Source organism: Streptomyces sp. NPDC059371, assembly GCF_042751995.1.
Taxonomy (GTDB): Bacteria; Actinomycetota; Actinomycetes; order Streptomycetales; family Streptomycetaceae; genus Streptomyces.
In genome coordinates this window covers 36,776-62,007 of the sequence record NZ_JBHYXD010000029.1, presented here as the reverse complement: position 1 = coordinate 62,007, position 25,232 = coordinate 36,776, and the positions used below count along the sequence as shown (strand labels likewise).

At 73.6% G+C, this 25,232-nt stretch carries 23 protein-coding genes; 8 read left to right on the top strand and 15 right to left on the bottom strand.

The window, feature by feature from the left end:
• Positions 1-142 precede the first annotated feature (142 nt).
• The 5 genes from ACFXGX_RS18860 (at position 143) to ACFXGX_RS18840 (ending at position 5,498) form a co-directional block, all read left to right on the top strand.
• On the top strand, positions 143-901 hold the full coding sequence (locus ACFXGX_RS18860) for a thioesterase II family protein (protein WP_384792104.1): 759 nt from the start codon (positions 143-145) through the stop codon (positions 899-901).
• Between the two features lie 444 nt (positions 902-1,345).
• The gene (locus ACFXGX_RS18855; RefSeq protein WP_384792101.1) at positions 1,346-2,521 is read left to right on the top strand and encodes a serine hydrolase domain-containing protein; all 1,176 of its coding nucleotides are present in this window, start codon (positions 1,346-1,348) and stop codon (positions 2,519-2,521) included.
• A 294-nt stretch (positions 2,522-2,815) separates the two neighbouring features.
• Positions 2,816-3,502 carry a hypothetical protein gene (locus tag ACFXGX_RS18850; protein WP_384792098.1) on the top strand — a complete coding sequence of 229 codons (687 nt, stop codon included), beginning with the start codon at positions 2,816-2,818 and terminating at the stop codon, positions 3,500-3,502.
• Between the two features lie 29 nt (positions 3,503-3,531).
• Complete coding sequence (locus ACFXGX_RS18845; RefSeq protein WP_384792095.1) at positions 3,532-4,470, top strand: ATP-binding cassette domain-containing protein; 939 nt, start codon at positions 3,532-3,534, stop codon at positions 4,468-4,470.
• A 263-nt stretch (positions 4,471-4,733) separates the two neighbouring features.
• Positions 4,734-5,498 carry an LmbU family transcriptional regulator gene (locus ACFXGX_RS18840; protein ID WP_384792093.1) on the top strand — a complete coding sequence of 255 codons (765 nt, stop codon included), beginning with the start codon at positions 4,734-4,736 and terminating at the stop codon, positions 5,496-5,498.
• A gap of 28 nt (positions 5,499-5,526) precedes the next feature.
• Here the strand turns inward: ACFXGX_RS18840 and ACFXGX_RS18835 are convergent, their stop codons facing one another.
• Complete coding sequence (locus ACFXGX_RS18835) at positions 5,527-6,219, bottom strand: FMN-binding negative transcriptional regulator (protein WP_384792090.1); 693 nt, start codon at positions 6,217-6,219, stop codon at positions 5,527-5,529.
• Between the two features lie 522 nt (positions 6,220-6,741).
• Here ACFXGX_RS18835 and ACFXGX_RS18830 point away from each other — a divergent pair.
• The 3 genes from ACFXGX_RS18830 (at position 6,742) to ACFXGX_RS18820 (ending at position 10,042) form a co-directional block, all read left to right on the top strand.
• Positions 6,742-8,094 (top strand): lysine N(6)-hydroxylase/L-ornithine N(5)-oxygenase family protein, encoded by a 1,353-nt coding sequence (locus tag ACFXGX_RS18830; RefSeq protein WP_384792087.1) that lies wholly within the window; start codon positions 6,742-6,744, stop codon positions 8,092-8,094.
• A gap of 275 nt (positions 8,095-8,369) precedes the next feature.
• Positions 8,370-9,278, top strand: coding sequence for an acetylglutamate kinase (gene argB, locus ACFXGX_RS18825; protein WP_384792084.1), 909 nt, complete (start codon positions 8,370-8,372; stop codon positions 9,276-9,278).
• Entirely contained in the window at positions 9,275-10,042 is a 768-nt protein-coding gene (locus ACFXGX_RS18820) for a hypothetical protein (protein WP_384792081.1), read from the top strand. Before argB ends, ACFXGX_RS18820 begins: the two co-directional genes overlap by 4 nt.
• A gap of 57 nt (positions 10,043-10,099) precedes the next feature.
• Here the strand turns inward: ACFXGX_RS18820 and ACFXGX_RS18815 are convergent, their stop codons facing one another.
• From ACFXGX_RS18815 to ACFXGX_RS18750, 14 genes are all read right to left on the bottom strand, one after another.
• Entirely contained in the window at positions 10,100-11,041 is a 942-nt protein-coding gene (locus ACFXGX_RS18815; RefSeq protein ID WP_384792078.1) for a BTAD domain-containing putative transcriptional regulator, read from the bottom strand.
• On the bottom strand, positions 11,038-11,793 hold the full coding sequence (locus tag ACFXGX_RS18810) for a thioesterase II family protein (protein WP_384792075.1): 756 nt from the start codon (positions 11,791-11,793) through the stop codon (positions 11,038-11,040). The genes ACFXGX_RS18815 and ACFXGX_RS18810 overlap by 4 nt, the downstream gene beginning before the upstream one ends.
• Positions 11,794-12,100: 307 nt before the next feature.
• Positions 12,101-12,577: a nuclear transport factor 2 family protein gene (locus ACFXGX_RS18805; RefSeq protein ID WP_384792073.1), complete on the bottom strand. Its 477-nt coding sequence runs from the start codon at positions 12,575-12,577 to the stop codon at positions 12,101-12,103.
• Between the two features lie 221 nt (positions 12,578-12,798).
• Positions 12,799-14,064, bottom strand: a complete 1,266-nt coding sequence (locus tag ACFXGX_RS18800) for an MFS transporter (RefSeq protein ID WP_384792070.1) — start codon at positions 14,062-14,064, stop codon at positions 12,799-12,801.
• Between the two features lie 56 nt (positions 14,065-14,120).
• Positions 14,121-15,500 carry a M16 family metallopeptidase gene (locus ACFXGX_RS18795; RefSeq protein WP_384792067.1) on the bottom strand — a complete coding sequence of 460 codons (1,380 nt, stop codon included), beginning with the start codon at positions 15,498-15,500 and terminating at the stop codon, positions 14,121-14,123.
• Positions 15,497-16,807, bottom strand: a complete 1,311-nt coding sequence (locus ACFXGX_RS18790) for a M16 family metallopeptidase (RefSeq protein WP_384792064.1) — start codon at positions 16,805-16,807, stop codon at positions 15,497-15,499. The genes ACFXGX_RS18795 and ACFXGX_RS18790 overlap by 4 nt, the downstream gene beginning before the upstream one ends.
• On the bottom strand, positions 16,804-17,346 hold the full coding sequence (locus ACFXGX_RS18785) for a GNAT family N-acetyltransferase (RefSeq protein WP_384792061.1): 543 nt from the start codon (positions 17,344-17,346) through the stop codon (positions 16,804-16,806). Before ACFXGX_RS18785 ends, ACFXGX_RS18790 begins: the two co-directional genes overlap by 4 nt.
• The gene (locus ACFXGX_RS18780) at positions 17,343-18,263 is read right to left on the bottom strand and encodes an aminoglycoside N(3)-acetyltransferase (RefSeq protein ID WP_384792058.1); all 921 of its coding nucleotides are present in this window, start codon (positions 18,261-18,263) and stop codon (positions 17,343-17,345) included. The genes ACFXGX_RS18785 and ACFXGX_RS18780 overlap by 4 nt, the downstream gene beginning before the upstream one ends.
• 88 nt (positions 18,264-18,351) lie before the next feature.
• Positions 18,352-20,415: a prolyl oligopeptidase family serine peptidase gene (locus ACFXGX_RS18775; RefSeq protein WP_384792055.1), complete on the bottom strand. Its 2,064-nt coding sequence runs from the start codon at positions 20,413-20,415 to the stop codon at positions 18,352-18,354.
• Positions 20,412-21,716, bottom strand: coding sequence for a TfuA-like protein (locus ACFXGX_RS18770; protein ID WP_384792052.1), 1,305 nt, complete (start codon positions 21,714-21,716; stop codon positions 20,412-20,414). Before ACFXGX_RS18770 ends, ACFXGX_RS18775 begins: the two co-directional genes overlap by 4 nt.
• Positions 21,713-22,909, bottom strand: coding sequence for a YcaO-like family protein (locus ACFXGX_RS18765; RefSeq protein ID WP_384792049.1), 1,197 nt, complete (start codon positions 22,907-22,909; stop codon positions 21,713-21,715). Before ACFXGX_RS18765 ends, ACFXGX_RS18770 begins: the two co-directional genes overlap by 4 nt.
• Positions 22,906-23,949, bottom strand: coding sequence for a JmjC domain-containing protein (locus ACFXGX_RS18760; RefSeq protein WP_384792045.1), 1,044 nt, complete (start codon positions 23,947-23,949; stop codon positions 22,906-22,908). The genes ACFXGX_RS18765 and ACFXGX_RS18760 overlap by 4 nt, the downstream gene beginning before the upstream one ends.
• The gene (locus ACFXGX_RS18755) at positions 23,949-24,815 is read right to left on the bottom strand and encodes a JmjC domain-containing protein (RefSeq protein WP_384792041.1); all 867 of its coding nucleotides are present in this window, start codon (positions 24,813-24,815) and stop codon (positions 23,949-23,951) included. Before ACFXGX_RS18755 ends, ACFXGX_RS18760 begins: the two co-directional genes overlap by 1 nt.
• Before the next feature lie 71 nt (positions 24,816-24,886).
• Complete coding sequence (locus tag ACFXGX_RS18750) at positions 24,887-25,063, bottom strand: hypothetical protein (protein ID WP_177235582.1); 177 nt, start codon at positions 25,061-25,063, stop codon at positions 24,887-24,889.
• Between the last annotated feature and the right edge of the window lie 169 nt (positions 25,064-25,232).

Here is a 25,232-nt window from a genome sequence, read left to right as displayed (position 1 = left end):
GCCGCGCCCGCGGGCCGCCGGGCACACCTGAGGCCCGCTCGAGGACCGCCTGACCAGCGGCGGAGTCCCTGCGGTGCCGCGTCCTTCCGGCCCGGCCGCGTCTTATGGTGCGAAGTCGTGCGGCCCGATCCGAGGGGGAGCGATGGACAGCACCCGATGCGCCCTGCGCCTGTTCGTCCTGCACCACGCGGGCGGCTCCCATGTGCTCTACCGCCACTGGGCGGCCGGGCTGCCGGACACCTGGGACGTGCGGCCGCTCGACGCCCCGGGCCACGGACTCCTCCTCGATGTGCCGCAGATCGACGACGCCGGCCGTCTGGCCGACTTCCTGCTGCGCGGCATCGCGCCAAAACCGGAGGTCCCCTACGCCCTGTTCGGGCACAGCATGGGCGCCCTCGTGGCGTACGAGATCACCCGGCGGGCCGTGGAGCGGGGCCTGCCCCCGCCGGTGTGGGTCGGTGTCTCCGCACGCCCCGCGCCTCAACCGGCGGGGCAGCGTGCCGGGTTGCACGAACTGGACGACGCCGCGCTGCGCACGCGGCTGAAGCTGCTCGGCGGCACCCCCGGCGCCGTCTTCGACGACCCCGGCCTGTGGGCCCTGTTCGACCCGGTCATCCGGGCCGACCTGCGTCTGGTGGACAACTGGCGTCCCGCTCCCGGCGCCCCTCCCCTGCCCGTGGCGCTGTCCGCCTACGCGGGCGCCGAGGACCGCTCCGCCTCACCGCGGCGGATGGCCGGCTGGGCGGAGCACGCCGAGCACTTCCTGGGCCTGCGGGTCTTCGAGGGCGGTCACTTCTACTTCCAGGATGATCCCGCTCCCCTGCTGCGGCAGATGGCACGGGACGCGGCCGCGGCGCTGGACGCGGCCCGGGCACGGTCCTTCGCCCCTCCCCCGCGCTGACCTCCTGCCGCACACGCCCGCGCTGACCCCGGCCCGCACACGCACTGTTCCCGTCCGCACGCCCGCACTGCCCCGTCCGCACGCCCGCGTTGCCCCCGTCCGCGCGGACGGCGTACGGCCGCAACCGTGCGGACGGCGTACGGCCGCGACCGGACAGGGCGCCGGTGACCGGTGACCGGTGACCGGTGACCGGTGACCGCCGCAGCGATGACGGGCCACGCCCGGCACACATCCCGGCTCCCCTCCCCCGCCGGTAGAACGACCAATTCCGGCCTCTCGCGGGCGGGGCGGCGAACGGCCGGGGGGCGCCGTACCTGCGCCTTTTCGGCCGCGGCGTCGCCGCACGAGTTGCCCGCGAGCCAGGTGACCTACGGTGCCGCCACGAACCGCACCTGTACGGATCCAGCCAACGTGCGGACACGACGAAGAGACGGGGAAGAGACGATGACGATGCGGAACAGGCCAAGAGCCGGCGTGGTCGGTCTGGCGGCGGTGGCGCTGACGGCCACCGTCTTCACGGGTCCCGCCCAGGCATCGGGTGACACGGCCGCGGGGGCGGCCGGACACCAGAACACGCAGGCGGCGATCGAGGCGGCCGTCGCGGCCGGTGTCCCCGGCGTGAGCGCCGAGGCGCGGGACGCCGCCGGCGTCTGGAAGAGCGCGGTGGGCGTCGGCAACCGGGCGACGGGCGCGCCGCGCGGCAAGAGCGACCGGTTCCGCACCGGCAGCATCACCGACACGTTCGTGGCGACGGTCCTGCTCCAGATGGAGGCGGAGAGGAAGCTCAGCCTCGACGACCCGGTGGAGCGCTATCTGCCCGGCGTGGTCGGCGGCAACGGCAACGACGGCGGCGCGATCACCGTCCGCCAGTTGCTGAACCACACCAGCGGCCTGTTCGACTACCTCGCCGACGTGCCGTACTACCAGACGTACACCATGGGCGACAGCTTCCTGGCGCACCGCTACGACACCCTGACGGCCCAGCAGCGCCTGCGGGTGGCCTTCTCCCACGCGCCGTTGTTCCAGCCCGGCGCCCGGCACGCGTTCTCCCACACCAACGACCTGCTGGCGGCGCTGATCGTCCAGAAGGTGGCGGGCAGGCCGTACGAGGACGAGGTGCGCCGGCGCATCATCAATCCCCTGGAGCTGAGGTCGACGTCCAACCCCGGCACGAGCAGTGAGCTGCCCCGGCCGAGCAGCCGCGGCTACTCCAAGTTGTTCTACGACACCCAGCCGGACCGGATCGACGACGTCACCGAGCTGAACGGCTCCCAGAACTGGGGCGACGGCGACATCATCTCCAGCGCCCACGACCTGAACCTGTTCTACCGGGCCCTGCTGGGCGGCAGGCTGCTGCCGGCGCAGCAGCTCAAGGAGCTGAAGACGACGGTCGTCAATCCCGACCTGCCGATCACGTCGTACGGGCTGGGTGTCGAGAAGCTCACGCTGGGCTGCGGGGACATCTGGTACCACGACGGGGGTGTGGTGGGGTCGCTGACGCTGGCCGCCTTCACCGAGGACGGCCGCCATCAGCTGACCTTCAACTACAACGGCGACTGGGACGCGTCGGGGATCATCCCCATCCTGAACGCCGAGTTCTGCGGTCCGACGTCCGGCTGACGCCCCGTCGGCACCCCGCTCGCGCCGTGGGGGTTCCCGCTTCGGGGGCCTTCCGCGGCCGGCGGGGCGCCGTGGTCCGGGGCGGCGCGGGCACCGGCTGCCGACGCGGAGCGTTAACCCCAGTCCATTGCAACAAGGCAGAGCATTGACGTTGCGTTACATTCAGGCCCGTTGCAACAATTAAGCTGGATTGAGCTGGAGTTATGGAAGTGATGCGCAACAAGCTTGTTGCCATATCCATGAACGCAACGTAGCGTTTTCCGCATCGGAAAGCACGAGTCCAAGGAGTCCCCGATGCAGAAGACCGAGTACGCGACGCAGCGGTTCGACACCCCCTCCCCCATCCGCGCCGAGGTGGACATCCCCGCCGGACGCATCCGGTTCATCGCCGCCGACCGGGCCGACACCGTCGTCGAGGTCCGCCCCGCCGACCCGTCCAGGAGCCGCGACGTGAAGGCGGCCGAGGAGATCACCACCGCCTTCGGCGACGGCGTCCTGCGGATCGGGGCCGCGCAGGCGGCCCGCAAGCTCCTCGGGCACTCGGGGTCCGTCGAGGTCACGGTCATGCTGCCCGCCGGCTCCGGGGTCGGGGCGAAGGCGGCCGCCGCCGAGTTCCGCGGCGTCGGACGCCTGGGCGACGTCGCCTTCACGGGCGGCCACCGCTCGGTCAAGATCGACGAGGCCGCGAGCGCCCGCATCGGCGCCCACGACGGCGAGGTCTCCCTCGGCCGCCTCGACGGCCCCGCCGAGATCAGTGTCCAAAAGGGCGGCATCCGCATCGGCGAGGCCGTGCGCGGCACGCTCACCCTCAGCGTTCAGCACGGCGACATCACGGTGGGCGCCGCCCGCGGCGTCTCCGCCTCCCTGGACGCCCGGACCGGCTACGGCCGCATCGACAACTCCCTTCGCAACAACGGCACATGCGACCTGGACCTCCACGCCACCACCGCCTACGGCGACATCACCGCCCGCAGCCTGTGACCGCCCACAGCCCCGAAGGAGCACCCCGGATGAGCACTGTGGCCATCGCGGCGAACGGGCTGCGCAAGTCCTACGGCGACAAGACCGTGCTCGACGGCATCGACCTCGCCGTCCCGGAAGGCACGGTCTTCTCCCTGCTCGGCCCGAACGGCGCCGGCAAGACCACCGCCGTCAAGATCCTCTCCACCCTGATCTCCCCGGACCCCGGATCCGGCACGATCCGCGTCGGCGGTCACGACCTGGCCAAAGACGCACAGGCCGTACGTGCCGCGATCGGCGTCACCGGCCAGTTCTCCGCCGTCGACGGCCTGATCACGGGCCAGGAGAACATGCTCCTGATGGCCGACCTGCACCACCTCTCCAAGGCCGAGGGCCGACGCGTCAGTGCCGAACTCCTGGAGCGCTTCGACCTCACCGAGGCCGCCCAGAAGCCCGCCTCCACCTACTCCGGCGGCATGAAGCGCCGCCTGGACATCGCCATGACCCTGGTCGGCAGCCCCAGGATCATCTTCCTCGACGAGCCGACCACCGGCCTGGACCCCCGCTCACGCCACACCATGTGGGGCATCATCCGCGAGCTCGTCACCGGCGGCACCACCGTCTTCCTCACCACCCAGTACCTGGAAGAAGCCGACCAGCTCGCCGACCGCATCGCCGTGCTGAACAACGGCAGGATCGCCGCCGAAGGCACCGCCGAGGAACTGAAGCGGCTGATCCCGGGCGGGCACATCCGCCTCCGCTTCACCGACCCCGCCGCCTACCGCTCCGCCGCCACCACACTGCGCGGGGCCACCCGGGACGACCAGGCGCTGGCGCTGCAGATCGTCAGCGACGGCACCCAGCAGGAACTCCACTCCATCCTCGACTGGCTGGCCGCCACGGACATCGAGGCCGACGAACTGACCGTGCACACCCCCGACCTCGACGACGTCTTCTTCGCCCTCACCGACAGCGGCGACGCACGCTGACGCCATGCGCGGCGGGCGGCTTCCCGCACCCGCTTCGCGACCTCCGCTTCGCGGCCTCCGCATTTCCCGGCGAGAAATGCGGACGCCATTCACCGAAAGCGGCGCCAATAACCGGCCGGCGTCATTGACCGGCGGATGTCACTGACCGGCGGATGTCATTCTGCAGAGAAGTTCGACGTGCAACCGTTCGAGTGCCGCTCCGGTGCCACCCCAGGCTGGGCTGCGACGCTTATCGACGGTTATATGCACCGTTCTTTGGAGGCATGATGGCGCATCAGGCCGGTCAGACCGCGGGGTCGCACGGCGGCACGGCGACCACCGTCCCGCAGGCGACGCCGCGGCAGGCGCGCGCCACGGCGTCCGCGCCGCGCCGGGTCCCGGTGCTGACGACCAAGGTGGGCCTGCAGATGCCCGCCAAGATGGCCTACGACGAGTGGGAGCGGGCCGGCCGGCAGCTCGCCGACGTCCTCGACTCGTCCTCCTGGTGGCTGGGCGACTGGATGGTGTACGGCAAGGACCACTACACCGACCGCTACCAGCGCGGGATACGCGCCGCCGGACTGTCGTACCAGACCCTGCGCAACTACGCGTGGGTCTCACGGCGTTTCGACCTCACCCGGCGCCGCGCCGCCCTGAGCTTCCAGCACCACGCCGAGCTGGCCTCCATGCCGGTCGCGGACCAGGAGATCTGGCTCGACCGCGCCGAACAGCGGCAGTGGACCACCAAGCAGTTGCGCGGCGCCCTGCGCACCGCGCGCCAGGGCGATCAGCAGCCGGCCGCTCCCGCCCTGCCGGGCCGCCGCCTGGAGGTTCCCGGCAGCCGTCTCGAATGGTGGCACCAGGCCGCGCAGCGGCTGGGCGTCGACTTCGAACAGTGGGTGATGGCCACGCTGGACAGCGCGGCCGCGACCGCCCTGGAGGCGCTCGGCACTGCGGCGGAGCGCCCCGAGGCGGCCGGACTCAAGAGCGTGCAGGACATGAAGGGGATCGCCGAACAGCGGACCCACCCGGTGGCCATCAGCGCCTGAGGCTGCCGGCGCCGAGGCCGGGGCCGTCTCACGGCAGCCGGTTCATCAGCCCGGCGACCTCGCGCTTGTACGTGCACCCGCTCTGCCCGAACGAGGACTGGACCCGCTCGCGAACCTCGCCCGGCTGCTCCTGGCTGAGCTTGAACATGCCCTCGGCGCCCGTGACCGTGAACCGGAACGCCCCGACGGCGGGCACGATCTGGCGGAAGTAGCCGAGCGAGTCGGTCATGTCCCAGCCGTCGCCGAACGCCTTCTCGAAGGCGCGCACGGTGGACTGCACCACCTCCAGCGTCTCCTCGGTCGAGTCGATCTTCTCCACCACGCCCCGGACATGCACCGCGGTGAAGTTCCACGTGGGGGCGGCCGGGGTCTTCTCGTACACCGTGGGTGACACGTACGCGTGCGGGCCGGTGAACGTCAGCAGCAGCACGCCGCCCGATTGCAGCGCCGCCCAGTGCGGGTTGGCCCGGTTCATGTGCCCGAGCAGCGTGACCCCCCTCAGCCCGTCGCCGGCATCACCGGCATCACCGGAGGCGTCCGAAGCGGAGGCGTCCGGAGCGGGGGCGTCGGGGGCGTCGGGGTCGAAGATGACCGGCAGGTGCGTGGCGAAGGGACCGTTCTCGGGGCTGCCGTTCGTCACCGCGAGAGCCAGGGGGTTGTCGCGGATCAGATCCGCCGTCCAGGAATTATTCGGCTCGCGATAAAAGCGGGGCACGAACATTCGCATTCTCCTTTTCGGAAATCGGCCTGTTTCGATGGTCCCCGACCGTACGGCCGTCCTGCCGACAGGACAATGCTTCCACATTCCGAGGACCTGGAGAAGGTCTGAAGAAGTCCTCGAGCGGTCTTCGATTATTCTTCGAGAATCGCTCCGGAAAACACCCCGCCGCACCCCGCTCCCGCCTTTTCGCGCGACCGGTGCCGGGGCCTGCCGGCGTCGGCACCGGCACCGGCACCGGCACGAACGCCGGGCAGGGGCACGGACACGGGCACCGCACCGGGACGCACCGCCCACGAGCGGGAGCACGACGGGCAGCGCGGCAGGCGGCACGCGGAGGCGCCGGGCAAGGGTTTCCCCGCCGCAGCGGGCCGAAGTCACCTCTCTCACCAGCGACTCCGCCACCACTCCAGCGTCACGAGACCAGATCTCAGGATCGAGTTGCCAACATCATGGCAAGGTTTTGCCAAGCCGGAAGGCGTTGTGGGCCACCGGTCGATTTCCAAACGCATCGGGAGCATTCACATGGAGACAACGGGCAGGCGGAGCGAAGAGGTCTACGACGTGGTCGGTATCGGGTTCGGCCCGTCCAACCTGTCGCTCGCCATCGCTCTGGAAGAGCACGGGGCGAGCACTCCGCAGCATCCGGTCACCGCCCACTTCTTCGAGCGGCAGCCCGCCTTCGGCTGGCACCGGAACATGCTGCTGCCGTCGACGACCATGCAGATCTCGTTCCTCAAAGACCTGGCGACGTACCGGAATCCGCTGTCCCGGTACAGCTTCGTCTCGTATCTGCACGCCTCGAACCGGCTGGTGCAGTTCGTGAACAACCAGGACTTCTTCCCCACCCGCCAGGAGTTCCACCAGTACCTGGAGTGGGCGGCCGCCGATCTGGGCGACCGGGTCACCTACGGCGCCGAGGTCACCTCGATCCGGCCCGTGACCGAGGCCGCGGCACCGTCCCGCGACCTCCTGGAGATCGAGGTGCGCGCCGGCGACGGCAGCACCCGCGTGGTCGCCGCACGCAACGTGGTCATCTCGACCGGCCTGGTGCCGCGGCTGCCGGACGGTGTGAGCTCCGACGAACGGGTGTGGCACAGCTCGGAGTTCCTCAGCCGCTTCAACGCACAGGACCCCGACGACCTCAAGAGCGTGGCGGTGGTCGGCGCCGGCCAGAGCGCGGCCGAGATCGTCCGGTTCTTCCACGACGCGCTGCCGCACGCCCAGGTCAGCGCCGTCGTCCCGTCCTACGGCTACGCCATCGCCGACGACACGCCCTTCGCCAACCAGGTGTTCGACCCCGACGCGGTCGACGACCACTACTTCGGCACCGAGCAGGCACGGGACTCCTTCTGGCGCTACCACCGCAACACCAACTACTCGGTGGTCGACTCCGACGTCATCCGGGACCTGTACCGGCGTTCCTACGACGAGCGGGTGCGCGGCACCGAGCGGCTGCACTTCCGCAACCTCACCCGGGTCACCGACGTCAAGCGCGCCGGGAGCGAGACGCGGGTGAGCCTGCGCTCGCTGCTCGACGACCGCACCGAGGAACTCGCCGTCGACGCCCTGGTGTTCGCCACCGGCTACGGCAACCTGGACCCGGCCCGCCTGCTCGGCGACTTCGACCACCACTTCCTGCGCGACGCGGCGGGCCGGCACCAGGTGGAACGCGACTACCGCCTGCTGAGCGCGTCCGGGCTGAAGAGCGGGGTCTACCTCCAGGGCGGCACCGAGCACACCCACGGGCTGTCCTCGGCCCTGCTGTCGAACATCGCGGTCCGCAGCGGCGAGATCGCCGACTCGATCGCGCTGCGGCGCACCGAACAGGAACTGAGCCGTACCACCGCCGCGCGGGCCACCCGCTCGGCCGCCTGAGGCACCGGGCCCGGCCGCTGTCTTGTTGACAGGACGTGACCTCGCGGCAGGACACTCGAGGACCCGCGCGCGAGAGCGCGGCGCGCCCCCTCGGGCCGGGCGGAGTTCACCGTCCCAGGAACCCGCATCACAGCCAAGTCCTTTCGTGCGGCTTTCCAGCGCATGTCCACCGGTCGTGGGGTCCAGCCCACGACCGGGGCCCCCACAGAAGGAGTCGTGACCAACATGAGCGCCAATTCCCCGGTCGGCGGCCTCGTTCGGCGGGCGAGGGTCTCATGACCGTCAGCGTGCACCAGGCCCAGGTCAAGGCCCAGTCCCTCGGCGACGCCCTGCCGTGGCTGGCCCGCCACCAGGGCCGGACGGTCGTCGTCAAGCTGGGCGGCCACGCCATGGTCGACGCGGACCTCACGGCGGCCTTCGCCCGCGACGTCGTCTTCCTGCGCTACGCCGGGCTGCGGCCCGTGGTGGTGCACGGAGGAGGCCCCCAGATCGACGCCGAGCTCGAACGGCGCGGCATGAAACGCGAGTTCGCCGCGGGCCTGCGCGTCACCTCGCCGGCGGCGATGGACGTCGTACGCATGGTCCTGGCCGGTCAGGTGCAGCGCGAGCTGGTCGGGCTGATCAACCGTCACGGCCCGCTCGCCGTCGGCATGACCGGCGAGGACGCCGACACCCTGACCGCGGTACGGCACGTGCCGTGGATCGACGGGGAACCCGTCGACGTCGGCAGGGTCGGCGACATCACCGGCGTGGACACCACCACCCTGGACGGCCTGCTGGCCGCCGGCCGGATCCCGGTGGTCTCGCCGCTCGCCCGCAGCGCCGAGGACGGCCTGGTCTACAACGTCAACGCCGACACCGTGGCGGCGGCGCTGGCGACCGCGCTGGGGGCCCAGTCGCTCGTCATGCTCACCGACGTGGCGGGGCTGTGCGCGGGCTGGCCGCACCGGGCCGAGGTCATCCCGCGGCTGACGGCCGACGAACTGGAAAAGCTCCTGCCGGAGCTGAGCGAGGGCATGGTGCCCAAGATGGCCGGCTGCCTGGCGGCCGTACGGGGCGGGGTGGGCGCGGCCCGGGTGATCGACGGGCGGATCCCGCACTCGGTCCTGCTGGAGATGTTCACCGACGACGGAACCGGGACGGTGATCGTGCCGGACCCGGACGATCAGGAGGTCAGGGCGTGAACGAGCAGTGGCACCAGCGTCAGCAGCCGGGGCCCGCCGGGCCGGCGGGCCCCCTTGGCCCGCCCCCGGGCACCGGGCACGCCCCGCAGCCGGCCGTCCTCGTGCACGAGCTGGTCACCGTGGCCGCGACGGGCGGGGCGGAGGCGAAGGAGTGCGCGCGCCGTCTCGCCGCCTCGCTGCCGCCCCGGGCCCGGTCCGTGCTGCTGGACGCCCTGGCCGAGGCGGATCCCCGGCACGACGCCGACGGCCCGCACGGATACGACGGGTACGACGGGTACGGGGGCGATGGCGGGGGCGGGGGCGATGGCGGTGGCGGTGGCGATGGCGGTGGCGGTGGCGGGCTCGCCTTCGGCGAACCCGAATACCCGCTGCCCGCGGCCCGCTCCCACCTGAGCCTGCTGCCCGCCTACCGGGCACCCGGGCCGGACCCGCGGACCGGACCCGACACCGCCGGCCCCGGCCCCGGTGACAGTGACGGTGACGGGGGTGGCGGGGTGTGGCCCGAGCCCCGTACCGGGCCGCCCGCCGCCGTCATCCGGCTGCGGTTCGCCGACGCGATCGAGCTGGAGCGGGCCGGCGCCTGCTTCGACGGCGCCTGCGGCGACCCCGCCACCGGCACCCTCCAGATCCCCGCGGACGCCGGCGTCGAGGCGGTGCGGGCCGTGCTCGCGGTCCTCGACGCGGCGGCGCTCGCACCCGAGTCGCTCACCGTGCACTCGAACGAACTCGACGACGTCTTCGCCGCGTTCACCGGCCTGCTCTGACCTGCGGGAGGCGAAATCGCCGCCGGCCCGGCGCGCCGGGCGGCGGTGGCCGCGGGGTCAGCCGCCCGCGCCCTGTTCCTCGATGCTGCGCAGCAAGCGGGTCTGGTCCTTGACCAGTTGGTCGATCCGGGTCTGAAGGCGCGCCACCTCGGCCGCCAGGTCCGGGCGGCGCGGACGCGAGGGGGTCAGGGTGGGGCAGTGGTTGAGGACCGCCTCCAGGCGGCACCGCAGCGCCGGGCCCGGTTCCACGCCGAGCGCGGCGAGAAGACGGCGGCGCGCGCGTTCGTAGACGCCGAGGGCCTCCGACTGCCGGCCGCACCGGTACAGGGCGACCATCAGCAGGTCGTAGAGGCGTTCGCGCAGCGGGTGGGCGGCGGTGAGCCGTTCCAGGTCGCCGACGATCTCGGCGTAGCGGCCGCAGTTCAGGCTCGCCTCGTACAGGGCTTCCAGGGTGGTCAGGCGCTGTTCCTCCAGGCGGTCCGCCTCGGCCGTGCACAGCGGGCCGTGGCAGGAGTCCTGCAGGGCGCTCCCCTGCCACAGTGCGAGCGCCTGGCCCAGAAGCCGGGTCGCGTCGTGGGGGTCGCTGGGGGCGGTGGCCCGGCCCCGGCCGGACAGCCGGGTGAAGCGGGCCGCGTCGGTCGAGGCGCTGCCGAGGCTGAGGAGGTATCCGGTGGGCAGGGTGCTGATCCATTCGTGGCCGGGGGCGGGCAGCAGCCGGCGCAGCCGGGCGACGTGGGTGTGCAGGGCGCTGGGCGCGTTGGCGGGGGGCCGGTCGCCCCACAGCTCCTCCACCAGGCGGTCCACGGAGAGCTGTTGGCCCGCGTGGACGACGAGGGTGGCGAGCAGGGCCCGCTGTTTGGGTCCGGAGGGTGCGATGCCGGTCCCGGTCCGCCGGTTGTGGACGGCCACCGGGCCGAGCAGCCGGAACTCGGTCGCCTCGATCGTCTCGGTGACCTCGGTGCGCGTGGGGGCGGGTGCGGCGAGGACCGGAACACTCATCGCGCGGCCGGGGACGGCGTGCGGGTGGTCAGCAGGGCGCGGCGCACGTCGTCCTGGATCCGTGCGGCGACCGCGGGGAGGTGGTCCTGGAAGTAGAAGTGGCCGCCGTCGAAGAGATGCCGGCCCAGGAAGTGCTCGGTGGCATCGGCCCAGCCGTCCAGGCGGTGGGGCGGGGCCACCTGGTCGAGGGTGCCGCCGAACACGGACAGGGGGACGGGCAGCGGCGCGGTCAGCGGCCGGGTGCGCCAGGTCTCGCTCATGCGCAGGTCGGCGCGGATGGTGGGCTCGAACAGCTCCCACAGTTCGTCGTGGTCCATGACCTCGGCAGGGGTGCCGCCCATCGTGGTCAGCTCGTGGCGCAGTGCGGCGTCGCCGAGCAGGTGCCGGCGCACCGGGTCCCCGTCGGGGTGCAGGGTGCCGCGGGCGGACACGCCGAGCCAGAGGGGGGGTGTGCGGCCCTGGTCGAGGAGGCGGCGGGTCAGTTCGTAGGCGACGAGTCCGCCCATGCTGTGTCCGAAGAACGCGTAGGGGCCCACGAGTCGGGTGTCCAGCTCGTGCAGGAAGTGGTCGAGCAGGGCGCCGGCGTCGCCCAGTGCGGGGCGCCTGTCGCGGGGGCCGCGGCCCGGTGCGTCGGGGATCTGCACGTCCCAGTGGGCGGGGAAGCTGGAGGGCCAGTCGCGGTACGCCAGATGCGAACCGCCGGAGTGGTGGAACACGAACAGGCGCAGCTTCGGCTCTTCCGCCTTGTGCATGAAGGACTCCATCGAGAGGGCACTTCGGCGTCCGGCCCGCCGCGAACGGGCCCGGGCCGGGGTGGAATGGGGACGACAGCGGCGTCCGGGCCGTGAGGGCCGCTGTCCTGAGCGGGCCTCGAACCGCTCTCGAGTGGGCGTGGACGTGCGTCCTCCCGCGTCGACGCGCCCGCCCTCGTCGAGGACGGCAGGCGGGCGCGGACGGGGAGGAGGATGTGCACGTACGACGCTAGGCGGGCGCGGTCCTCATGTCCCGTGTGCTGTACGGAACGTCGAGTTCGGCTGTAGTGGTGTTCGGGGGCCGGGTTCAGGCGAGGTCGTCGCGGGTGACCCGGCGGCGGACGATGCGCCAGGCGCCGCCCGAGCGGACCAGGACGTCCTGCATGACGTACACGTGCAGCGCCTTGGGGCCGCCCTGGCCGGGGGTGATGTGGACCAGGGCCGAGCAGCGGGTGTGCAGCGAGCCGTCGGTCTGCGGTTGCACGTCGAGGATGCCGACCCAGTGCTCCAGGCGGCTTCCGGCCCGCCGCCGGTGTGCCGCGCCGGCCCGCACGTAGCCGGCCAGGGCGGTGTGTGCCCGTACCGGCGCGGGCAGGGACGGCAGGTGCAGGACGGCGTCCTCGGTGAAGGTCTCGGCCCAGCGCCTGGTGTCGTGCGTGTCCAGCAGCCGCATCTGGTGGGCGTAGAAGTGCTGCGCCTGTGCGTACAGGGCGGCGAACTCCCGCCCGGGCAGGGCGCGTTCGGGCAGGGTGCGTTCGGCGGTGCCCGCAAGCTCGACGGTCATGTCTCAGCCTCCGCTTTTGTCCGCGTCCTCAGGGGTGGGGGGACGCCGGGGGTCCCGGGGCGCTCCCGGGGATCCACGTTCGGTACGGACAGTCTTCGAGGCTTGGATCGAGCATCTTTCAAAACCGCCTCAAGCGGTCCCTGACGCCGGTTCACTCCGTTCTCCTGCCGGTTGCCGGCGTGCCGTTCGCTCCGTTCTCCTGCCGGTTGCCGGTGTGCCGTTCAGGCCGCGCTCTGCGGTGCGGGCGCGGGGTCGGGGGCGGCTGTGGGCTGCGGGGTCTGTGCCGGCAGGGTGCGGCGGGCGCGGGTGACGGCGGGGCCGATGGCTGCCGTGCCGGCCAGGAAGAGGGCGGCCAGGGCGAGCCAGCCCAGGGCGTCGTGGCCGACGACGAGGAAGGTGACGAGGGCGGGGCCGAGGGTGGCCTGGATGACCATGTGCAGGTGGAAGGCGCCGAGGTATTCGCCGCGTGCGTGCTCGGGGGCGAGTCCGAAGCCGAGTCCGAAGCCGCTGGCGGCCTGCCACAGTTCGGCGAGGGTGAACAGCAGGACCGCACCGAGGGTGATCGCGGCGGTGGCCGCGGATCCGGTGAGGGTTCCCGCCGCCAGGGCGGCGCAGGCCAGCACGCTCACCGCTCCGGACCTGCGGGCGGCGCGGACGGAGCCGTCCAGGCTCTCCGCGCCGCGGGCCGCCGCCACCTGGAAGAGGACCACCAGGACGGTGTTGACGGCGAGGATCAACGGGACCAGGGCGCGCGGCAGATCGGTGTTGCGGACGATCCACAGCGGTATGCCGGCGAGCAGGACGGCGCTGTGCAGGGCGAGCAGGCTGGAGGAGCCGATGACGCCGAGGAAGGGCAGGTCGCGCAGGACGCGCAAGGGCTGGGAGCCGGCGGCGGCCCGGGCACCGTTCGCGGGCAGTCTCAGGACCAGGGCGGCGGCCGCCAGGAAGGTCAGGCCGTTGCCGAGCGGCAGCAGGGCGAGGGTGTCCTTGCCCAGGGAGATCAGCGCGGCCGCGGTCAGCGCGCCGGCCGAGAAGCCGGCGTTGAACAGGGAGCGCAGGGCCGCCCGCGCCCTGACGCGTTCGCCGTCCGGGACGAGTTCGGCGATCAGCGCGCCGAACGCCGGTCCGCAGCCGTATTCCAGGGCGCCGGTCAGGACAACCACCGGGAAGTAGAGGGCGGGTGAGTGCACCAGCGGGTAGAGGGCGTAGGCGCCGGCCAGGAGGAACAGCAGGACGGCGAGCAGGCGGCGGGCGCCCGCGGTGTCGGTCATCCGGCCGAAGACGAGGCTGGCCACGAAGCCGCTGAGGCCGGCCAGGGACAGGCCCAGGCCGACCGTGGTGGCGGGCAGGCCGGCCACGGTGACGAAGTAGACCGCGGAGCCGGCCATGAACAGGCCGTTGCCGAGGCTGTCGACGAAGTGCAGCGCGCCGAGCGTCCGGGCCGGGCCGCGCAGTGAGGAGAACGTGCGCTTCAGGAGCGTTTTCACGACGGTTGGGTCCCATCCTTGATGTGGTCCGGGTCGGTGGGGCGGTCCGGGCGTGCTCAGGTGCCCTCGGGTGCGGTGGGCGGCAGGCCGGCGAGCGGGGCGGGGGCGACGACGACCGCGGTCAGGGCGGGCGCGGCCAGGTGGGCGGCCGCGGCGCGGGCCACGTCGGCGGCGCTCAGGGCGCGCAGCCGGTCCTCGTAGCCGGCCGGCCAGCTCGCGGGCAGTCCGCTCGCCAGCACCGCGGCGTACGTCGAGGCCAGTCCGGAGCGGGAGGAGCAGGCCATCGCCATGGAGCCGACGGCGTAGTTCTGGGCGTTGCGCAGTTCCTGTGCGCTGAAGGCGCCGTCCGCCAGGCGCCGGGTCTCCTCGGCGATGAGGGTCAGGGCGCGGGCGGCGCCGTCGTGGCGTACGTCGGCCTCCACGGTCAGTACGGCGTCGGCTCCCAGGGGGTCCAGGACGGCGCGGGGCGCGTAGGCCAGGCCCTCGCGTTCGCGCAGGACGAGGGTGAGGCGGCTGGCGTAGTAGCCGCCGAGCATGAGCGCGGCCAGTTGCAGGGCCGGGTAGTCGTCGTGGCCCCGGCCGGGGACCAGGCCGCCCAGGCGCAGCAGGGTCTGCGGGGTGGCCCGGTGGAGCACGGTGCGGCGCGGGCCCGGGGCGGGGGCCGGCGGCCGGGGGGCGGTGCCCGGCGCGTCGTGCGGGGCGGTGGTCGTGCGGGGCAGCAGGGCGGCGGCCTGGGCCAGGAGTTCCTGGGCGGGGTCGGGGCCGACGGCGACGCTGCGGCGGCGGGCGGCGGGCGCGCCGTGCAGCAGGGCCGCGGTCTGGGCGCCGTCGACGCCGGCGGCCTCGGCCGCTGTCGCCGCGCGGCCGTAGGGGTGGGGGCCGAAGACGGCGGCGAGGAAGTGGCTGCGGGCGAGGTGGGCGGGCATGGTTTCGGCGGCGGCCAGCCGCCGGGCGACCCGGCCGGCCGCCTCGCGCACCCGGCGGACCTGGTGGGGGCGGCCCGCGTCGAGGCAGTCGCGGATGCGGGCGCGGGTGGCGGCGACGTCGTCGGCGAAGGTGCGCACCGCGATGACGGCCCGGTCGCCGCGTGTCTCCACTCTGACGGTCGCGAGGTCGGCCGCGGCCTCGGTGAGGGCCTCGCGCAGCGCCTCGGCCATCACCTCGACCCGGCTCTGGTGCGCACCGGGCGCCGCTGTCAGCGGGAACAGCAGTCTGGCTTCGGCCAGTTGGCCGGTCCCGGCCCGCTGGACGGCGACGGCGGTGCCGCGGCCCGTGACCTGTTCGCTGTGCACGGGAGCACGGAAACGGGAAACGGCGGCGGGAACCAACTCGGGCACCGCGGAGACGACTTGGGGTGCGGTGGGCGCGGCGTGAGGCCCGGCGGGCGCGGCGTGAGGTGCGGTGGGGGCGGCCTGGGGTGTGGTGGGGGCGGTCATCGTGCGGCTCCTGTGGGGGCGGCGGTGACCGCGGTGGGGTCGGGGGCTGCCGGGGCGGGGCGGCTGGTGAGGCGGGCGGCGGGGGCGGCTGCGCAGCGGGCGGCCGCGGCGGCGACCTCGGTGTCGGGCAGCCGCAGCAGGGCGCCGGGCAGGCCGGCCAGGTGGAGCGGATCGTGGTGGACGGCGGCGCCCACGCACAGCCAGGACGCCTGGCTGGCCACGGAGTCCAGTTCGGCGTGCAGGGCGAGGGCGAGCTGGCGGCGGATACGGGCCAGGGGCCCGGCCTGGGACACACTGCCGTCGGCGACGCCGGCCAGGACGGAGCGCAGGCAGTGTTCGGCCTCGTCGGGCTCGGTGTCCACGGGGTGCGGGAAGTCCACGGCGAACAGTGCGTCGCGGGCGACGTCGAAGGGGTTGCCGGTGCGGTGGGCGCGGGCCTTGAACGCGCCCCAGGTCCGCCGGGTGCCCGGGTGGCAGGCGCAGTCGGTGCCCAGGGTCTCCAGCAGTTCGCCCAGCAGCACGGTGGCGAGGTGGGCGTCGGGTGCGGTGGCCGGGTCCGGGGTGCGGAAGCCGATCGCGGTGCGTGCGGTGGCGGCGATGCGTTCGCCGCGCAGCGCCCGGCGCGGCGCGGTGAGCGGGGCCTCCACCGCGTGGGGGCGCGGCGGTGCGGGGCGCGGCGGCACCGGCGCCAGGTACTGCTCGACCAGGTCGCGGGCGTGGTGGGGGTCGAAGTCGCCGACGAGGGCGAGGTGGGTGTTGCCGGGTGCGTAGGACTCCTGGAAGAAGCGGCCCAGTTCGGTGGGGCCGAGATCCTCAAGGGCCTCGATGTCGCCGTATCCGTTGTGCCGGTTGGCCCAGGTGTCGTGCAGCAGGGCGGGCAGGTCGAACAACACCATTCCGCCGTGCGGGCGTTGCAGCATGTTGCGGCGGATCTCGGCCTGGACGACGGCGATCTGCGCCGTGACGTGCGCCGGGCCGAGGTCGGGGTCGGTGAGCCGGTCGTGTTCGATGCGCAGGGCCACTTCGAGCGCGCCGGCCGGGAGGATGGCGGTGTACTGGGTGTAGTCGGCCGCGGTGCGCGCGTTGGTGGTGCCGCCGACGGCGGCGACCGCGTCGGTGAGCGGCCTGCTGCTGGAGGCGCCCTGGGCCAGGACGTGCTCCAGCAGGTGCGCGGCGCCGGCGACCGGTTCGTTGCGGAAACCGGTGCCGACGTGCAGGCAGGTGGCGACGACCTGGCAGCCGGGCAGCGGCTGCAGCAGGACGCTCAGCCCGTTGCCGAGAACGAGGCCGGTCGGCTGTGAGGTCATTCTCGCTCCTCGTCCCACAGGGGTGTGTCGGTGCGCAGGGCCGAGTAGAGGACCTGGTCGTGCCAGCGGCCCGAGCGCCACTGGGCGGAGCGCAGGGTGCCCTCGCGGGTGAAGCCGGCCTTTTCCAGGGCGCGTTGCTCGGCGAGGTTGGCGTGGTCGGTGAAGGCCTGGACGCGTTCGGCCCGGGTGTGGGCGAAGAGGTAGTCGACGACCTGGCGCTGGGCGGCGGTTCCGGTGCCGCGGCCGCGGGCGGCGGGGAACAGGGCGATGGCGATGGTCCAGCAGGCGGAGGTGTCGGGGCGTCCCCAGGTGGAGGCGAACCATTCGACGCGGCCCACCGCCTCGCCGGCGGCGGTGATGGTGAGCATGCCGCCCTCGCGGCCCAGGAGGCGGTCCTCGGCGTAGCGCTCGCGCAGCCGGTGGGTGGAGGTGAATCCGAACCACTGGAAGGGGCCGGCGCCGTCCTGGGTGGTGAACTCGCGCTCGAAGAGGTCGAGATCGCCGGGGACGACGGGGCGCAGGGACACGTCACTGCTCATCTGGATGGGCTCCTTGGCGCCGAGTCGGTGTGTGCCGCGCCGAGTTCTCCGGCGGGCACCGGGGCTTCAGCATCCATCACGTCGTGCCAGCCGGGCGGGGCCAGGGCGCGGCTCAGGTCGCGGTGCTTCGCCAGCCAGCGGCAGGCGAAGCGGACCAGGTCGCGCAGCGGCAGGGCCCGGCAGTGCGCGCCGCCGATGTGCAGGCCGGCGAGCGGGGCGCCGGCGGCTTCGTAGGCGGCGCCGAGGGCGTCGAAGTCGCCTTCCCATACGAGGAGTTCGGGGACCCGGTGCCAGTGGCTGCCGCCGTGTCCGTCGGGTTCGGGCACCGCCCACAGGCCGGCTCTGCGGCCTCGGTAGGCGGTGGCGTACTCGGCGAGGTGCAGGGCGGTGGTCTTGTTCCAGGGGGCGCCGAGCAGCAGGACGAGGGCGTCGAGGTCCCACAGCCGGCCCAGGGGTCCGTGGGCGGCGAGCCGCCAGGCGGCGGGGTGGGTCCGCACGACGGTGGCGGCGTGGGGGCCCTGGGCGGCGAAGGAGACGTGCGGGTGGTGGGAGCGCAGGGTGCCGGGCTGGGTGCGCAGCAGTTCGGGCAGCACGCCCATGGTGCGGGCGGCCGGGGTGCGGTGCGGGTCGAAGGGCGGCATCCCGGCGGCGATGTGCGGGTCGGTGGCGGCGTCGGCGAGGTCGGGGGCGCGCCAGGTCGAGGGATGGCAGAGCTGGGGGGTGAAGGCGGGCATGACGAGGGTGCCGTGGGGGCCGAGGGCATCACGCAGGGCGAGCAGGACACTGTGGGCGCCGCCGACGACGTAGCCGAAGGAGCTGAGGGCGGTGTGCGCGATGACGGTGGCACCGGGCCGCACACCGAGGGCGGTGAGGCCGTCGGCGACCTGGGCGCGGGTGACGATGTGACGGCCCGTCATCGTGACGCCTCCGCCCGGGTGCCGGCCGTACGGCAGGTGAGTTCGCCGGCGATCCGGGCGCGGATGACGACAACGATGTGACGGTCTGTCATCGTGGCTCCTCCGGCCGGGTGTCGGCGGTGCGGGGGGCGAGTTCGTCGACGACGGCGGAGAGCACCCAGCGGTACCAGGCGCGGATGTTGCCGGGGCGGCTGAGGGGGTGTGCCTCGGAGCGGAAGAAGGCGACCTCGCTGCGTACCCCCTGGCGGGCGAGGGCGCGGTGGGTGCGCAGGGTCTCGGTGGGCGGGACGAGTCCGTCCTGCAGTCCGTGCGAGAGCAGCACGCGGGTGCCGGGCCGTACGGGGCGGGGGGCGAGGCTGTTGATCTGGTAGAGCGGGCGCCATTCGGTGGGGTCGCCGAACTCGCGGATCCACTGCCAGCCCACGTCGCTGCCCTCGGCGACCTGGGTGAGGTCCAGGGGGGCGGCGTGCGCGACGACCAGGTCGGGGTTGAGCAGGTCGGCGGTGCTCAGGGCGAGGTAGCCGCCGAAGCTGCCGCCCATGAGGGCGAGGGGGGAGTCCAGCAGGCCTTCGGCGGCGCGGACGGCTTCGACCTGGGCGGCGGCGCTGGCGGCGATGCCGCCGCGCCACTGGCGCCAGCCGGTGCGCACGGCGTCGGGGTAGCCGAGGCTGAGCGGGGGTTCGACGAGGACGACGGCCAGACCGCAGGCGACGAAGGGCCACGGGTTCCACCGCCAGGACCATTCGTCCCAGCTCTGGAACGGGCCGCCGTGGTAGAGGACGACGGTGGCGTGGGGCCGGCCGTGCTCGGGCAGGCAGACCCAGCTCGCGACGTCGCCGTCGGTGCCGGGGATGCGCTGGGGCCGGTAGTGGAGCCGGCCGGGCCTTGGGGGTGCCTCGGCGGACACGACGTGTTCACCGGGGAATTGGCCGGGGCCGGGGTGCAGGCCGGTCACGTCCAGGGCGGGCGGGGTGTCGGGGGCGGAGGTCAGGACGGCGGCGCGGCCGTCGTGGACGCGGGCGTTCATCACCGAGGCGCGGGTGGGCACCGGCTGCCAGGTGGCGTCGTCGAGGTCGTGGACGTACAGGCCGCGCCGCGGCCCGGATTCGGCGGTGCACACCAGGCGGCGCGGTCCGTCCCAGCCGATGGGGCGCTGCCACAGGCCCCTCTCGGCGCTCAGCAGGACGACCTGGTCGAGGTGTTCGCCGACGAGGCAGGCGTACTGGGTGATGGGCGCGTTGTCGTGGCGTGGTGTGGTGCCCAGGTAGGCGACCTGTCCGCCGGGGCCGGGTACGGGGTAGCAGAGGTCGACGGTGTCGCTGAAGAGTTCGCGGGTGGCGCCTTCGTCCGCGTCTGCGTCTTGGCCTGCGTCTGCGTCTGCGTCTGCGTCTTGGTCTGCGTCTGCGTCTTTGTGGTCGATGTCGACGGTGTGGTCGATGTCGACGGTGAGGGAGAGCAGGCCGAAGTTGCGTACGCCGTGGCGGTGGTGGCGCAGGGCGCCCAGGAACAGGGTGGCCGGTGTGGCCCAGGCGGCCTCGCCGGAGAGGGCGAGGCCGGCGGGGATGCGGGGGGTGAGCCGGCGCGCCTGGGTGCCGTCCAGCCGTACGAGGTGGACCTGCCACTCTCCTTGGGGTTGTTTGGCGTAGCTGAGGGTCATGTCGGAGCCTTCGGCCCACACGGCGTCGGAGCCGCTCAGCAGGCCTTCGGGGTGTTCGCCGGGGCCGCCGAAGGTGCTGGTGGTCACCGCGATGTGGCCGCCGCCGGGGTGGAGGGCGAGCGCGCCGACGTGTCCGGGGGTGGTCAGCAGGAGGTGTCCGGGGCCTCCGTCGGCGGGGCGCAGTTCCACCAGGGTGCGGCCGTCGGCGCGGCGGACGCAGACGTAGCCGCCGGGCACGGGCAGGGCCTGGGTGCCCCAGGGCAGGGTCCAGCCGGCTTCCCAGGTGCCGTCGGGGCGGCGCCGGTAGTGGACCAGGTGGGGGTGTTCGGCGCCGTGGCGGGTGGGGACGTCGACGCGCAGGAGCAGGCCGTCGTCGCCGTGGGCGGCGACCTGGGTGGGGCGTGGCTCGGTGCAGTGTGCCTCGGCCAGGGCCAGGGCCGGGCTCTGGTCGGGGCGGGTGGTGGTGCGGGTGGTGGGTGGTGCGGTGGGGGTCATCGGGTGGCCGCCGGCTCCCGCAGCAGCCGTGCGATCAGGGCCAGGTCGAAGGCGCCGGCGAGCCGGGCGGCCTCGGCGGTGTCGCGGAAGCCGCGTTCCAGTGCGCACAGCCGGTAGTCGTGGTCGCAGTCGGCCTGCCACAGCTGCCGGAGCAGGGCGTGGCGTCGGGTGGTGGGGGCGGCGGGTGCGGCGGGCGGCAGCAGCAGCTTTCGGCAGCGCTGTTCCAGTTCGTCCAGGGTGCTGCCGGCGACGGCTTCGGGGGGCAGGTCCTGGTAGACGAGCCGGCCCGGCGGGAGGCGGAAGGTGCGGGCCAGGAGGCGTTCGTGGGCGGTCCAGTGGGCGGTGGCCCCGGTGGCGCGGGCCAGGCGGGCGTAGGGGCGGGTGGCCGGGGCGAATCCGGCGGCGCTCAGCAGCGCCCCGGCCGCACCGGTGGCGCCGGCCGCACCAGTGGTGGTGGCGGCACCAGTGGTGGTGGCGGCCAGGCGCAGCGCGTAGGCGCGGTGGCGTTCGGGGAAGTCGACGGCGAACAGCTGCAGGCAGGCCAGGGCGAGCCGGGCGCCGACGGCGGAGCCGGGGGTGAGCGGCCGGTGTTCGAAGTCCCATTCCCTGCCGTAGGAGCTGGTCCACACCTCGGCGGCGCCGGCTGCGGGGGCCGGCTCGGGGACGGGGCGGGCGGCCAGGGTGTCCAGGGCGTGCCGGGCGTCGCGGGTCTTGATGTCGCCGTGGCGCCGAAGGTGGTCCAGGAGCAGGTGCATGGCCTCGCGGTCGGGGCCGGCTTCGTGGCGCAGGCCCGTGGGGGAACGTTCGGTGAAGTGCAGGCGGGCGGCGGCCTGTTCGAGGCGGGCCGCCTGGCCGGCGTCCAGGGCTCCGGCGCCGTGCAGTTCGGTCAGTGCGTGGCGGATGCAGACCATCGCCTCGGTCAGCCGGCGGGCACCGGCGCTGTCGTCGGCGTGGAGGACGGCGACATCGGCGTCCGCGCTCAGACGTCCCGAGCGGGCCTGTCCGTACACCTGGCCCAGGCCCTGCATGCCGAAGCCGGCGAGTTCGGCGGCGCGCAGCGCGCCGAGGCTGGCGGTGCCGGCGACGTGCACGCCGCGGGCGAGCTGGGCGAGGATCTCCTTGTGCCGGATGGGCGCGAAGTGCTGGTAGACGCCGTCGATGATGAGCACCTGGTCGCCGGGGCGCAGGCACAGGTCGAACAGGTCGCCGTGCCGGATGGGCGGCCGGTAGGCGAAGGGGCCTTCGGGCCGCTGGTGTGCGGGCAGGGTGGGGCCGACGAAGGCGATGCGGCGGGGGGTCACGCGAAGCTCCTGCTGGCGAGGGACTGCGGGCGGGGGTGGTGCAGGGTGAGCCCGAGTCCCGGTGCGAAGACCTGGACGACGGCGGGCCAGGGCTGCCGGCCGGGGGTGAGGTCGACGGCGATGACGGGCCGCCCGGTGGTGCGGTGCACGGCGGCGACGAGGCCGTCGAGGACCTGTTCGAGGGTGCGGGAGGCGGCCGGGGCCGGCGTGGGCATCGGTTCGGTGTGCCGGGGGGTGGGGCGCGGCCGGTCGGGTGGGGCGCCCAGGCGGCGGAAGGTCCATTCGGGGATGTCGTCGCGGCCGCCGCTGATGGTGGAGCCGCGGCTCTGGACGGCTTCCAGCAGGGCCCGTTCGGCGGCGATCGCGGGGTCGGTGTGGCAGCCGGACCCGGCGAAGATCTGCCACATCTCGGGCTGGGTGAGCCAGCAGGTGTAGGCCCAGGTGCCCGGCACGGAGGGGATGCGTTCCAGGGCGACGTCGGCGCCGGCGGCGCGGATGCGGTCGACGACGGCGCCGAGCCGCTCGCCCACGGTGTCCAGGTCGGTGGCGACGGCGTCGGCCGGGCGCAGCCGGGCCAGGGCGTCGCGTTCGACGGTCTCCAGCAGTGCGTGCAAGGTGGCCTCGACGTGGTCGTTGCCGGAGGCCAGGCCGTTGGTGGTGGTGACGAAGGTGGGGGGCTGCCAGCGGGCGGCGGCCCAGCCGCGCAGTCCGACGGCGGCCGAGGGGATCAGGCCCGGTGCGGCGGAGGCCAGGTCCCAGCCCTTGGTCCATTCCAGGACGGTGCGGTCGTCGACCAGGGAGACGGGGTGCAGGGTCAGTTCGTCGACCCCGTAGCCGGGGGCCAGGGTGCGGGCGGCGCCGTGGGCGACGCCGGCGGGCCGGGCCTGCTCGGCGACGGCGACCTCCAGGGACTCCATCACCGCGGAGATGCGGGCGGCGGTGTGCGACATGCCCTTGCCGGCGCTGGCGACCAGGGTGGCGGCGGCGGGCCGGATCGCCGTCCACACCGGCACGTCGAGGATGTCGAGGCCGGTCAGATCGGCGACGCGGGTGATGCCGCGGGCGGTGAGCTGCGGCTCGAGGCGGGCCCAGGTGGCCTCGAGGCCGGTGGTGCGCAGGGTGCCCTCGCTGACGGCTGCGGGTCCCCCGCCGCTCATCCAGGGTGCGCGGCCGGGCACCCGCGGCCCCGTCATCGGTGCTCCCTGCGCAGGGTGACGGCGGCCCGGGCCGCGGCGCTCTCGTCGGCGCGCGCGAGGTGGGCGAGCAGCGCCTGGCGCAGCAGTTCGGTGCGCTCGGCCAGGGAGTGCCGGTGGTGGCTGTCGTGCAGGGCCTTGAAGACGGGGTCGCCGAGGAAGCCGGCGAGGAACACCTCGGCGAGGTTCTGCGCGGTGGGCTCCTCCACGGTGATGGCGATGTGGATGGAGTTGCCCTCGCGGGCGGTCGCGTAGTGCGGGGTGCCGTGCGGCATGTACATCACGTCGCCGGGGCGCAGGGTCAGCTCGATGCGGCGCTCGTCGGGGATGGCGCCCTCGTGCAGGACGGAGTCGCTGGTGGAGGTGTCGTCGACGCGGCCCACCACCCAGTCCTTGACGCCGGCGACCTGCAGGATGAAGACGTGCGCGCCGTCCATGTGGGCCTGCATCGCGGTCTTGCCGGGCGGGCTGAGGAAGACGAACGACTCCAGTCCGCCGCTGAAGTACGGTTCCAGGGCCTTGACCAGGGTGCGGATGCGCGGGTGCCAGTGCTCGGCCTGGTTGAACTTGAACGTGGCGCCGTTCGCGAAGTCCTCGCGGATCCGCTCCGGTTCGATGAAGCCGGGCAGTTCGTGGCCCACGACGGTGCGTTTGCGGGTCATGTCGCTGATCGCGGTGCGCACGCCCTCGTTGAAGACGGTGAAGTACGGCCGGGACAGCAGGCCGCAGTCGACCTCGTCCCACATCTCCTGCTCGGTGACGAGCCGGCTCAGGTCGCTGTGCGCGCGCAGCAGGACGGGCTGGCCGGCCCAGTGGTCGCGGAAGAAGGCGTCGATGTCGCCGACCAGGTGCTCCAGGCCTGCGGGCACCACGTCGTGCCCGGCGTCGTGGTCGGCATCGCGCCCGGCATCGCATCCGACGTCGCGTCCGGAGCCGTGTCCGGCATCGCATCCGGCGTCGCGTCCGGCGGGCTGTGCCACGTCGTGGCCGGCGGGCTGTGCCGGTGCGGCCCCGGGGATCTCGGTGGTCGTGGTGGGCATCAGCCGATCGCCTCCCGCATCGTCTCGAGCGCGGTGCGCGCCCAGTGGTCGCCGTCCAGCGTCCGGGCCCGTTCGGTCAGGGCCGCGCGGACCTCGGCGGTACGGGCCGGGAGCGGGCGGGTGTGGAAGTGGTGGACGAGGTTGTGCTCGTCGTCGAGGAAGCGCCGCAGGAGCGCGTCGAGCAGGTCCTGCGGGGTCGGCTCGGTGAGCGTGAACGTCAGGTGGAGGGAGTCGCCGCCGCGGGCGACGGCGTCGTGCGGCCAGCCGTGCGGCAGGTAGAGCACGTCACCGGGTTCGAGGGTGAAGACGTGGCTGGGCCGGGCGGCGTCCACGTCCAGGCCCGCCGAGGCGCCGACCTGGCCGGGTTCGGCGTACAGGTGCCATTCCTTGCGGCCTTCGAGCTGGATGACGAGCACGTGGGCGGCGTCCCGGTGGGGAAGCATGCCGCGCGATTCCTCGGGCGTGTGGAAGACGTAGGAGTTGACCGCCACGGGGAGGATCTCCTCCAGGTGCCGCGCGATGGCGCGGGTGGGGCGGTGCCAGTCCCCGACCTGGTTGAGCTTGAGGGAGGCGCCGCCTGCCATGTGGCGGGCGACGGCCCCGGGGTCGGCGAATCCGGCGACCTTGTGCCCGATCACGTCCCGCTTCGTCGTGTACGAGGACACCGTGGGCACCTCACCGTGCCGGAGCAGGGTGAAGTAGGGCCACTTCAGGAGGCTGGCGTCGAGCAGGCGCCGGACGGTGTCCGAGGTGAGCAGGGCCGAGGGGTCGACGGCCTGCTTCTCGACGCGGTGCGCGAGGCCCCAGGAGGTGTCGCCGAGGAGCCTGCCGGTCAGGGCGGCAGGCAGAGGAGTGGCTGCGGGCATGCTGATGCCGGCCTTTCCGGTCCGGGGCGCCTGGGAGCACGTCGCTCCCAGGCGGCCGCCTGTCAGGCTGCTCAGGCCTCGTTGATCTGGCTGAGGACGGTCATGGGGGCGTCCGCGGCCTCCTCGTTGTTGTTGAGGACGGCGGCCTTCTCCGGGTCGAGGAGGCCCTCGCCCGCCAGACGTGACTCGGCCGGCGAGGCGACGGCGTCGGTCTCGTTCAGGGACTGGAAAACGTCACGCAGAGCCATGCGAAACCTCCTTTGGGGCCACTGCCGTTCAGTGGCCGCACCTGGAGGGAACAGGACCGGACTCGGGATGTGCCTGGAGACTCCTCGTGTCCGGCTCGACCACCCGGCCACAACCGCCCGGCATACGCATGAGGCCCGGGAGTCCTCCCCCGGGCCTGATGCCGCCGCC